This window comes from Staphylococcus hsinchuensis (assembly GCF_038789205.1).
GTDB lineage: Bacteria > Bacillota > Bacilli > Staphylococcales > Staphylococcaceae > Staphylococcus > Staphylococcus hsinchuensis.
Genome location: NZ_CP128355.1, coordinates 110,306 through 122,838, shown reverse-complemented (window position 1 = coordinate 122,838; position 12,533 = coordinate 110,306). Strand labels below are relative to the sequence as shown.

The window sequence follows — 12,533 nt, the reverse complement described above, 5'->3', positions numbered from 1 at the left end:
CATTATAAACGGGTATATAAATTGTACAAAGAAAAGGGAGTGTTATTTTGACATGCGGTTAAAAAAATTAACAGCAGTATTTTGGATTGCACTAGCAATTTGTACACTATTTGTTATTTATGGTGCAATTCTACCGAAACAACTTGAGAAAGTAACTCAAACAATTACCAACTTTATTGCAGTTAATTTTGGTTGGTATTATTTATTACTTGTTTTAGCTATATTAGTAGTTTGCGTATATTTATTATTCTCTCGCTTTGCTTCAATCACATTAGGTGAAGAAGGTGAGGATCCAGAGTTTTCTCTTAAATCATGGTTCGCTATGTTATTTAGCGCAGGTATGGGAATTGGCCTTGTATTCTGGACGACAGCAGAACCAATAAGTCATGCATATACGTTAACACCGTTACATAAAAAAGGGACACAAGCAGCAATAAATGATGCAATGCAATTTTCATTTTTCCATTGGGGTGTTCATGCATGGGCAGTGTATGGCATCGTCGGTTTAGTGTTTGCTTATTTTAGTTTCCATAGAGGTTACCCTGGTTTAGTTAGTGCTACGTTAACACCTATATTGGGCTCTAAGATGATGAAGGGGCCTGTTGGAGGCGCTATAGACGTATTAGCGATAATTGCCACAGTGACAGGGGTTGCTGCCACGTTAGGTTTTGGTGCATTACAAATTAATGAAGGTTTAAATTTCTTGTTTAAAGTACCGTCTAACTTTGGCATGCAAGTAGTCATCATTATTATAGCAACGATATTATTTACTTGGTCGGCCTGGTCAGGTATTGATAAAGGTATTAAAGGATTAAGTAATATTAATATGGTGCTTGCGTTTATTGTGCTATTAATTTTGTTTTGTGTATGACCTACATTAACAATCTTAAATACGTTTACTAACTCACTTGGTGATTACATTGCTAATTTCTTTAAAATGAGTTTACGTATACCACAATCAGGTGGAGAAAAATATAAATGGCTTCAACAATGGACAATTTTCTACTGGGCTTGGTGGATTTCATGGGCGCCATTTGTTGGAATATTTATCGCTTGTGTATCTCGTGGTCGTACAATCAAAGAATTTATTATTGGTGTTTTATTTGTGCCAGCAGTAGTTTGTTTCTTATTTTTCGCAGTGTTTGGAGCTTCAGCAATGCAGTTACAGCAAAATAAAGTAGCAAATATTGCAAAGGAAGCGACAGAAACAGCAACCTTCGCAACGTTGCAACATTATCCATTAGGTTTCTTATTAAGTATCATCACTTTAGTGGTTATTATGATATTCTTCGTTACTTCAGCAGATTCAGCCACATATGTGTTAGGTATGTTAAGTTCAAAAGGTTCAATTAATCCTTCTAGTATCGTAAAAGTAAGTTGGGGAGTTATTCTCGCGTTGTTCGCGGTTATCATGATTTATACTGGTGGAACGCAATCAATTCAAAATTTATTGATTATTGCGGCATTACCATTCTCCATAGTGATAATTTTAATGGTGTGGTCATTGTTTAAATCATTAGCTGTAGAAAAACCACGATCCAGTAAAAAGAAACGGGAAAGACATGAAAATGCATAAAAAGCAAATAATTTTTATCTTAAATTAAGGAAAATCACTTCTTTAATTGAAAATGTAACTTTTACCATAAAATAATAAAAATATAGGTTTTTAGCGATTGTATAAAGGGTATTAATCAGTTGTAACAACAGCAACATATTATAGTATTGGAGGTGGCATACGAGGTGAAACGACTAAAGAATTTTATACTAGGGCTATTAATTGTAGTAATTGTCGGAGTATTACTATTTATGTTTATTAAAGATTCACGTATTAGTAAATACCAAGATCAATTAATGCACTTTAATTGGTTCGTTCCAACATTAATTGGTTTGTCGGCGTTACTCATCTTAATCGGTCTTATAATGGTATTCAGCTTGTTTAAACCTACGTATAGAAAGCCTGGATTATATAAAGATTTTGAAGACGGCCATATTTATATTTCAAGAAAGTCAGTTGAGAAATCAGCGTACGACACTATTTTGAAATATGATGAAGTCAGACAACCGAATGTAGTAGCAAAACTTTATAACAAGAAAAAGAAATCGCATATAGCATTAAAAGCAGATTTTTTCGTTCCTGGCGATGTACAAGTGAATTCGTTAACGGAAGAAATTAGAAATGATATCAAGCAAAATGTTGAACATTTTACAGAATTACCAGTTTCGAAGTTAGAAGTTAACGTGAAAGACCAAAAAACTGCAGGCAAGCGAGTGTTGTAAGGGAGGGATATCATGAGTGAAAATAATAATTCAAATGAACAAGATTATCTACAACAAATCATCAATTTCTTCAAGGAATATAAATGGAGAATCATTGGTTTCCTAGCATTTTTAATCATTGCGTTACTATTTTTAAATATAGGTTTCTGGAGTACAATTTTAATCATCGTTTTATGTTTGATTGGCGTAGGTATAGGGTATACGAAAGATCGAACACAAGATTTTCTTAACTTTTTAAATCGATGGAGTTAGTTTGTATAAAGAGAAAACAACATTTGGCCATTGACTTATAAAATATTTATTATAAAGGAGAATTATTATGGCAGTAGATAACAATAAAGCTAAACAAGCATATGACAACCAAACAGGTGTAACTGAACAAGAAAGACGCGAACAACAAGCACAACAACAACAAAACCAAGAGCAACAATTTTCTAATAAATTAACTTTTTCAGACGAAGTAGTTGAAAAAATTGCTGGAATCGCAGCACGTGAAGTACAAGGCATCTTAGAAATGAAAGGCGGCTTTGTCGATAACATTTCAAACTCATTTGGAAGCAGCAACAACGTAACACAAGGTGTAAGCGTTGAAGTTGGTGAAAAACAAGCCGCAGTAGACTTAAAAGTAATCTTAGAATATGGTGAATCAGCACCAAAAATCTTCCGCAAAGTGACTGACTTAGTGAAAGAACAAGTTAAACACATTACTGGTTTAGATGTAGTAGAAGTTAATATGCGCGTTGAAGATGTAATGACTAGAAAAGAGTGGGCTCAAAAGAAAGAAAAAGGCGATAACCCTTCAAATGAACAAAAGAATTTAAAATAATATAAATTTAGAAAACCCTAAATGCAATTATGCATTTAGGGTTTTTTATTGGTGTTATTGAATATCTAATATTTCAATTTGTATAAAAACCCCCATTAAAAGTTTGAATAAATTCTTTTAGTGGGGGTTGAAAAATTAAACATTATTTTCGAACCAAGGGATTTTTTACTTGAATGTACGTATAGTAATCAGCTTCATCTTCTAATCGCATGGTTGTAACACATTTATAATCTATTTTTGGTGCGAAGATTGTTTGACGTATTGCATCAATATTAGATTGCTCTGACTCAGACATTGAGTTAGCAATTTGATTAAGTTTAACGTCAATAATATCGCTAATTTCCGACCATATTGTTGATTCTAATTTCCGGTTATCACACGATTTAGCAATACTTGCAATAAGTTCTCCTAGATGATTTTGAATCGTAGAGTAAAACATTTTATTAAATACTGTAGTTTTAGAATCCGTTAATATTAAAGATTTTTCATGGAAGTGCTCGGTTGAATATCCAGCTTGATTGAGCTGTACTTTATCAATACGTAGCCCCTCAAAATCTCTAATATACATTTTATTTAAACTACCGTCTTGATTGAAACTTGCAATCGTATTTTGTAAATGTGCTTCCATGGCGATACCATATTTGACTACTAAAGGTAAAGTCATATCGAGAATTGCTTGACTGTACTGTTTAAACCATTCAATTGACGCTTTATTAAATGACTCAATGTTTTGGTGTGCTTTGTAAAGTTTAATCAGTGATACTAAAGGCGTCTCATCGTTTAACGGATGTGTTGCGACTAAACTGGATGGTATCAATGGTACCGTGTCAGATGAAATCATTTGGTTGATGTTCGTTCTAAATAAAGTCCCCAATTGTTCGCTACGTTGTACTTGTACATCAGATGAATCAGAAGGGTGATAAAAATGAATCCCAGCAATTTCATCAATAGTATCGGCCTCAATTTCACTAAATAATGGATCGGTAGACTTAATATTATTTAAAATAGCAGTTAACTGAGGTCCATTAATCGTTGTTTGTTCAGAAAGTGTACGAATTTCACCAGTAATATGGACATTTGTCGACAGTTTAATATGAGGTGTCGTTATCGGTAATTCTGGCATCAATGTTCTGAATGATAACCCTGCAAAATAATTGATATCATATTGAAGTGGTATCATTTGACCAGATTTTAGCTCTTCTTGATATTCCTTCAACAAAATATTGTCGTATTGCCACGGATGAATGGCCATCACATAATATTGTTCTAGTTGTTGAGCGCTTACGTGTTGTAACGCTACGTCATGTAATCCTTTAAATTGATGATATATCGTTGAATTATAATCACCATCTAAAGTAGCAACTTTGGCTATATCTTTTGCAATTAATACAAAATGCATCGGGATAGGATGACCAAATTCAGATGAATAGTTGATTGTTGTAGCAGGACTCATCCCTTTTCGTAATTTAGCACCTGGATGAAGTGGGTGTCCTTCTATCACGGCTTGTTCAGATCTTAAATAAGGATCTTGATGTTGATTAATGAGCTCAAACAATGGCACGGTTACATCAGCAAGTTGATATGTTTGAAAGCTTAAAGCAATCGCCATGTTTGCAGCACTATTATTTATATCGTCTAAAAATTGTTCACTGGCTTCATTATTTAAGTGAGGTGCTTCACTTAAAATTAGATTTAATATTGTTTCTGGATGCAGTACGCGTTGTATTTGATGTTGATTGGTTATGTAAAATGGGCCTTGAACATCTATACGGTCAAAAGCATGTATACCACTAATAGGAGCATACAATGTTTTATCAGTAGTTGGGAAAGCGATTTTTAAAACTTGGTGACAGTTTGTATTTAATGAGTAGGGTAGGTTTGAAATATCAACAATATTACTTCTCTCACGACTATTGACCAAATTCTCTCTATGTAATGAAGTAATCAAACGTTGTGTTATTTTATCTCTACTTGGCATGAGCATAGTGTTGAAATGCTCGGCCCATAATTTGTTTGTGGAATTTAAATAAGATAAGGCCTCACGTTCGTCATGCGTGAGTTCTATATTTAAACTGGAAAAATTATTGTTCGAATTCATATAAAGCACCTCTAAAATTTATTTTACAAATGTATACAATATTTGTATAATCTATATTAACGATAATGAGAATTGTTATCAATTAAAAAGATAGGTGGAATATCATGGCAAAATACTTCTTTCCTAGTTCATTCTTACTGTTTTTAGGAAATTGGATTGGCCAAATCACTTTAAATTGGTATGTGTTTAATTTATATCACAATGCAATTTACTTAGGTTTAATTAACTTTTTTAGGCTAGTACCAATTTTACTCATTAGTTTGTGGGCTGGGGCATTAGCAGACAGATGTGATCGTGGTAAACTATTGCGCATCACAATTACTTCATCATTTATATTAACGACAATATTATGTTTATTAGTTTTACAAAATAATAATCTACCTATCGCTATATTTTTAATATATTCACTTGGACGCGGTATCATTAGTGCAGTTGAAACACCTGTAAGACAAGCCGTATTACCAGATTTAACTGAACGATTATCAACGACACAAGCCGTATCATATCATTCATTTATTATTAATATATGTCGTTCAATTGGGCCAGCAGTTGCTGGGTTTATCATGGCAACTTATAACGCTGAAGTGAGTTTTTCGGTACAAGCACTGTGTTACTTTATCGCAGTACTTTGTTGTATACCTTTGAAATTTCCAAAAAATATTCAAACACGTGAACAATCTAAAGTAAGCATTAAGTTTGTACTCGAATATTTTAAGGATCATCGCATAGGTGCGCGAATTTTCATTACGTCATTATTAATTATGGCTACAGGTTTTACATATACCACATTATTACCTGTACTAACCGATAAGACATTTCCAGATCAGGTCGCCATTTTTGGTAATGCAATGACGTGTTGTGCGATAGGGGGTATTATCGCGACGATGATATTACCAAATTTACTTAATAAAATTTCAATGGTTCATATGTACTATTTTAGTTCAATATTGTTTGGTATCGCATTAATAGGTGCTATGAGTAACCAAACAATAATTTTATTTATTTCTCTTTTCTTTATTGGATTATTTAGTCAATGGGCCAGAACGACAAATAGAGTATATTTTCAAAAGCAATTACCGAGAGAACATCGGGGTAAAATATTAAGTGTCGTGATGATGGATAGAGGCATGATACCTTTAGGTGCTGTTGTGATGAGTTTTCTTGCTGATTTAATTGGTATTATTGAAACATTTTTAATTATGGGTATCAGTACAACAGTTATTGGAATCGTATTTCTTATTATTAATAAATTTAGTAAAGATGGAGGCAAAGTTGTATGAATCAACAAATGTGGCTAGTTGCCGATCAAAATGTTCAACACCGTATCATAAATGCGATGATAAAGGAACATATTTATACTGAGGATACGCAATTAAGTGAAAGTGACGAATTGGTGATATTTAACAAAAATAACTACAAATTGAATATAGAAAAAGTGAGAACCACAGCATTAATGCGCTATCAATTTAATGGTTTTCCTCAATTTGTGGTAGGTGAAAGAGTTGAGGAAGTAGCTTCCGTAGAACGTTTATTAGAAATAATTGAACATTACTTTGATATACCTGTATCTCAAAGGTTAACAGAGGAACTAGTCTCTAGTCGAAATGGCTTTGTATTAACGTATAAACATTTTGAGAACAGAAAGGCGTTAATCAAATCTAGTTTACAATTTACTAAAATGCCTGAGAGTTTAAACTTTTTTGCCTGGTTACAATATTTAAATGATAACAATCAGTTAGATGAATTAAATTATTCCGAAAGTTTGATACTTGAAGGACATCCGACGCACCCTCTGTCTAAAACGAAACTTCCATTAACTGATGAAGAAGTAAAACGTTATGCGCCTGAATTTGAAAAAATTATACCTTTAAAAATCATGCTTATTCATCATACACATTGCGTAACAACATCGATGGAACAAAATGATCAATATATTTTGGATTACATTATTCCAGAGTATAAAGGGAAATTGGAAGCATTCCTCGCTCCTTATCAGCTAAAGTTAGAAGACTATAGAGTTATGATTGTCCATCCATGGCAATATGACAACGTGATTGTGCAACAATTTTCTGAATGGATAAAAGAGAGCAAACTTTTACCAACTCCATTTGAAATTGAATCTAAAGCAACACTTTCCTTTAGAACGATGGCGTTACTGCATAAACCGTACCACATTAAATTACCTGTAAATGTGCAAGCGACGAGTGCTGTGAGAACCGTATCGACAGTAACAACCGTTGATGGCCCTAAGTTGAGTTATGAGTTACAAGATATGTTGAACATATATCCACAATTGCAGGTTTCAATGGAACCCTACGGTATACATGCCATGACAGATTTAAATACTGCGCGTCAATTAGGCGTGATAGTTAGGCAACAACCAAAGATAGATCATGATGGTATAACACTTGTAACTGCAAGTTTAGTTAATCGTAACCCTGTTGACGGGAAAGTAATTGTAGATAGTTATTTAGATTGGGTTGGTGAGGGTGTGACAACGAAAGCGATCAAACGTTTTATTAAAGCATATGCAGAAACACTGATTAAACCTTTGCTTGCGTATATCCAAGATTTTGGTATTGCTTTAGAAGCGCATATGCAAAATACTATTGTGAGTTTAGGCGAAGGATTTCAAATGAAATTCAATGTGAGAGATCTTGGTGGTTCGCGTATTGATTTAAAAACATTTAATCATCGTGTGCCCCATGTCGAACTTACGAATAAAAGTTTAATCGCGGAAGATATTGTAGCGGTTATAGCGAAATTTCAACACGCAGTGATTCAAAATCAAATTGCTGAGTTAATACACCATTTTACACAATATGAAGGTGTCGCAGAACGTGAATTATTTGATATCGTTCGAGAAGTTACCCAAGATTCGATTGACAATAATAAACCACATGCAACGCAAATCAATAACGTTTTATTTGGAAGAAAGATCACAGTTAAATCACTGTTACGTATGCGAATGGAAAGTAAGGTAAAGCAATATGTGACCATTGATTTAGACAATCCGTTATATAGAGAGGTATAACTATGGCACAATTGAAGATAGATTTATCAAAAATACAATATAATGCACATATATTACGAGACATGTGTAAACGTAGTCATATTCATTTTACCCCTGTAGTTAAGGGTGTCGGTGGGGATGAACGAATCATTCAATCGTTAGCTGAAATAGGCATAACGCATTTTGCAGATGCTAGAATAGATAATATTAGAAAGAGTTACAATGGTCATTATACTTATACAATGATAAGAACTGGTAATCAAAGTGAACTCAAAAACATCGTAAACTATACTAATATTAGTATTCAAACTGAATTGGAAACGATACAACACATTAATCAAATCGCGAAATCACTAAACAAAACACATGAAATTTTATTAATGGTTGATTGGAAAGATGAAAGAGAAGGTATACAAACATATGAAGTTATAGAATATATAAACAAAATCGTAAATATGCAACATGTGAAAATGAAAGGATTGGCCTTTAACTTTATGTGTTTTCACTCTGATACTCCAACAACTGAAGATATCCAATTAATTAACGAATTTGTAACGCACGTTGAAAGCCAAACAGCATTAAACATGCAAATTGTCTCAGGGGGGAATTCAAGCGTATTACAAGAAATGGCTAAAGGTCCTCTAGGGAAAATCAATGAATTGAGAATAGGAGAAACTTTATTTAGGGGTGTCAATACCACTACAGATACGCCAATACCTGCTTTGTACCAAGATGCGATTACTTTAGAAGCGGAAATCGTAGAAATTAAACCGAGATTGAGGCATCAATCGCATCATGATTATTTACAGGCGATTCTTGACATAGGCAACCTAGATACAAAAATTCCTGAAATACAACCGTTACATCATGAGGTAGACGTTTTAGGTGCAACAAGTGATCATGTTATGGTTGATTTATATAATCATGATAATTATCAAGTTGGTGATAAGATTCAATTTAGCTTAGGCTACAGTGCTATGGCACAGAGTATGTACATGCCTAATATTACAAAAACGTATGTTGTAGACGAAGCAATTCAAATAATTAATGAAAATTTTGATAAAGTTTTGGGTGTTTCGAAAAATATTCATAAATAGATGTAAAATCATATTGACAATGATAATTGTTATCAATAGAATAAAAGTGTAATTGATACATACATGAGGAGTGAAGTAGATGAAGTACAGCAAAAAGTTTTTGAGCCTTGTTGTTCTTATGGTTGCCGTACTAGTTTTAACTGCATGTGGCAGTGTGAGTGATAACGAAGCGGGTAAATCGAAGAATAATAAATCAAGTAAAGATACGGTTTCAATTAAACACGATGAAGGCACTACAAAAGTACCTAAAAATCCTAAAAAGGTCGTGGCTTTAGAATTCTCATTCGTCGATGCATTGGCAGCTTTAGACATTAAACCAGCCGGTGTAGCGGATGATGGCGATAAAAAACGTATCTTACCTTCTATACGTGAAAAAATTGGTGATTACAAATCTGTGGGTGCTAGAAAGCAACCTAATTTAGAAGAAATTAGTAATCAAAAGCCAGATCTTATTATTGCTGATAGTAATAGACATAAAGGCATTAAAAAAGATTTAGAAAAGATTGCTCCAACAATCTTCTTACCAAGTTTCGATAGTGATTACAAAGATAATATCGAAGCATTTAAAACAATTGCGAAAGCAGTAGGTAAAGAAGATAAAGGAAAAGAAAGACTAGATAAGCACGATAAATTAATGGATAAATACAGCAAGAAGATTACTATGGATAAATCTGAACCCGTTTTACCAGCAGTAGCATCTAAATCAGGTTTATTAGCACACCCAGAGAATACTTACGTAGGTGAGTTATTAAAAGAATTAGGCTTTAAAAATGCTTTAAATAAAACTAAAACAGATAACTTGTCTAAATACTTAAAAGGACCTTATTTACAATTAAATTCAGAAGTTCTTTCTGATATCGATCCTGGGCGCATGTTTATCATGACGGCTAAAGGTAAAAATGATCCCGATCTTAAAAAGCAAGAAAAAGATGCGGTTTGGAAAGACCTAAAAGCAGTAAAAAATGATAGAGTATCAGTAGTAGATAGAAATACTTGGGCACGTGCGCGTGGTATCATATCTTCTGAAGAAATTGCGAAAGAACTTGTTGAAATTTCTAAAGAAAGACAAAAAGACAAACAATCAAAGTAAGGTGAAATGGTAATGACTAAACAATCAAATATTAGTCAAACCAATACGAAAGACACTAAAATGCAAAAACGCACTGCGCTCACTTTTATAGTGAGTGTATGTGCGCTTTTTGTCATTATGTATTTAAATTTACGTATTGGTTCATCACAGATAAATATCAATGATTTTAAAGATTATATTTTGAATGATCATACAAAACAAACTAATTTAATACATAGTGTACGTATGCCAAGAATGCTTGCTGGTTTAATTATAGGGGCAGCTTTAGCATTATCCGGTTTGCTTATGCAAGCGATGACGAGAAACCCACTCGCTTCACCTCAAATTTTTGGGGTGAATTCAGGTGCTTCATTTGTAGTGGTTTTAATTACAATGTTAATCCCTGCTTTATCTGGCTTCTCTACAATACTTGCTTTTGTTGGTGCTTTCATCGGTGGGTTAACCGTTTATTTATTGTCAGGTTCAACGAAAGGGATGACACCAGTCAAGTTAGCGCTTGCCGGAATGGCGATTCATCTATTCTTTTCAAGTATGACTCAAGGTATTATCTTATTGAATGAAGATGCGACTACATCAGTTATGTTTTGGCTTGTTGGTTCACTTTCAACAATAAAATGGGCACAAGTTATCGCTATCTTACCTTGGTTAATAATTGCATTTATCATCACGATATTAATAGCACGTCAACTAACAATTATGGAACTTGGTGAAGATTTAGCAACTGCCTTAGGTCAAAATGTTAAAATGCTACGTCTTATTACAGGTGTATTAGTAATCGTAATGGCTGGTGCTTCAGTCTCAGTAGCAGGACCTATTGGGTTTGTAGGTTTAATCGTACCGCATATCGTTAAGCATTATATACGTACGGACTATAAGCTAATGGTGCCTTTAACGATGATTATAGGCGCAGATTTATTAATGTTATCTGATGTATTGAGTCGATTAGTTGCGTATCCATTTGAATCACCTGTTGGAATTGTAACTGCATTTTTAGGTGCTATTTATTTCTTAGTGATTACGATTAAAGGAGTGGAAAGCCTATGAGTAAGCAATTAACAATAAGATATGTAATAGTTGTTATACTGCTGCTCTTAGCTTCAGTTGCCACTTTATCTATTGGTTCTGTAATGATAAACCCAATAGATGCAATTAAGGGAATTTTCACACACGATAATTTTATATTGAATGAATATCGTTTGCCGAGAATGTTATTAGGTCTCATCGTGGGTAGTAGTCTAGCTATGTCAGGTTCGTTAATACAAGGAGTTGTACGAAACCCTTTAGCTTCTCCTGACGTTATTGGTATAACTAAAGGTGCCAGTTTAACAGCTGTCATTATCATTATGTTATTTCCATCAGCGCCATTATTTGTTTTACCATTTGGTTCATTTTTTGGTGCATTGATTATTAGTGTGATTTTAACGGTACTGATTTCAAAATTTAATGTGAGCGGGTCAAAACTCGCATTAATTGGTTTGGCAATTGGGGCGATTTGTTCAGCGATTGTACAATATTTACTCATCCGTAACCCTTTAGATGCTAATAAAGCATTAGTGTGGTTGACTGGTAGTTTATACGGACATAACATGTCGAATGTTTTAGTAATATTGCCGTGGTTTATTATAGCAGTACCATTAATTGTATATTTTTGTAATCAACTGGATATTTTATCGTTAGGTGATGATATTGCTATCGCATTAGGTGCAAAGGTTAAGAGAACTAAAATGATTCTGTTGCTATTAGCAGTCATATTAGCTGGTGCATCGATATCAGTTGTAGGAGGATTAAGTTTTCTAGGATTAATTGCACCGCATATCGCACGACGTATAGTAGGACATAAACATATTCATATTACGATTATGTCTGGTTTAATGGGAGCATTATTACTCACACTCAGCGATGGTTTAGCACGAGGTATTCACCCTCCATTAGATATCCCCGTTGGTGTCATAGTTGCAATTGTTGGAGTTCCATATTTCTTATTCTTATTGAGAAAAATATGATCCCTTAAGTGAAAATATATTGTGAAGCAATTAAATTATGTATATAGTATGATAAATAATGTCAGTAAAATAATACATTTAGTTATTTACATATTTATGCATAATAGGTTATAATTATTGGTGTTATTT

The 12,533-nt window shown here is 33.5% G+C and carries 10 protein-coding genes and 1 pseudogene; 10 read left to right on the top strand and 1 reads right to left on the bottom strand.

The features are described 5' to 3' along the window. Positions 1–52 precede the first annotated feature (52 nt). From QQM35_RS00650 to QQM35_RS00635, 4 genes and pseudogenes are all read left to right on the top strand, one after another. A pseudogene (locus QQM35_RS00650) lies at positions 53–1,576 on the top strand (BCCT family transporter). Positions 1,577–1,740: 164 nt separating this feature from the next. Further along, positions 1,741–2,277, top strand: a complete 537-nt coding sequence (gene amaP / locus QQM35_RS00645; protein ID WP_251518075.1) for an alkaline shock response membrane anchor protein AmaP — start codon at positions 1,741–1,743, stop codon at positions 2,275–2,277. Positions 2,278–2,289: 12 nt separating this feature from the next. Beyond that, complete coding sequence (locus QQM35_RS00640; RefSeq protein ID WP_342610417.1) at positions 2,290–2,529, top strand: DUF2273 domain-containing protein; 240 nt, start codon at positions 2,290–2,292, stop codon at positions 2,527–2,529. 67 nt (positions 2,530–2,596) lie between these two features. Beyond that, positions 2,597–3,103, top strand: a complete 507-nt coding sequence (locus QQM35_RS00635; protein WP_251518080.1) for an Asp23/Gls24 family envelope stress response protein — start codon at positions 2,597–2,599, stop codon at positions 3,101–3,103. Between the two features lie 142 nt (positions 3,104–3,245). On the opposite strand, the gene QQM35_RS00630 is transcribed toward QQM35_RS00635, so the two are convergent. Continuing rightward, positions 3,246–5,201: an IucA/IucC family protein gene (locus tag QQM35_RS00630; protein WP_251518083.1), complete on the bottom strand. Its 1,956-nt coding sequence runs from the start codon at positions 5,199–5,201 to the stop codon at positions 3,246–3,248. Positions 5,202–5,305: 104 nt separating this feature from the next. On the opposite strand from QQM35_RS00630, the gene QQM35_RS00625 reads away from it, so the two are divergent. From QQM35_RS00625 to QQM35_RS00600, 6 genes are all read left to right on the top strand, one after another. Further along, complete coding sequence (locus tag QQM35_RS00625; protein WP_251942586.1) at positions 5,306–6,481, top strand: MFS transporter; 1,176 nt, start codon at positions 5,306–5,308, stop codon at positions 6,479–6,481. Then, a complete protein-coding gene (locus QQM35_RS00620; RefSeq protein ID WP_342610415.1) occupies positions 6,478–8,235 on the top strand; it encodes an IucA/IucC family protein in 1,758 nt (585 codons plus the stop codon). The genes QQM35_RS00625 and QQM35_RS00620 overlap by 4 nt, the downstream gene beginning before the upstream one ends. Before the next feature lie 2 nt (positions 8,236–8,237). After that, a complete protein-coding gene (locus tag QQM35_RS00615) occupies positions 8,238–9,311 on the top strand; it encodes an alanine racemase (RefSeq protein WP_342610414.1) in 1,074 nt (357 codons plus the stop codon). A gap of 79 nt (positions 9,312–9,390) precedes the next feature. Further along, positions 9,391–10,401, top strand: coding sequence for an ABC transporter substrate-binding protein (locus QQM35_RS00610; RefSeq protein ID WP_342610413.1), 1,011 nt, complete (start codon positions 9,391–9,393; stop codon positions 10,399–10,401). Positions 10,402–10,413: 12 nt separating this feature from the next. After that, entirely contained in the window at positions 10,414–11,445 is a 1,032-nt protein-coding gene (locus tag QQM35_RS00605; protein WP_251518097.1) for a FecCD family ABC transporter permease, read from the top strand. Then, positions 11,442–12,404, top strand: coding sequence for a FecCD family ABC transporter permease (locus QQM35_RS00600; RefSeq protein ID WP_251942591.1), 963 nt, complete (start codon positions 11,442–11,444; stop codon positions 12,402–12,404). The genes QQM35_RS00605 and QQM35_RS00600 overlap by 4 nt, the downstream gene beginning before the upstream one ends. Positions 12,405–12,533: the final 129 nt, after the last annotated feature.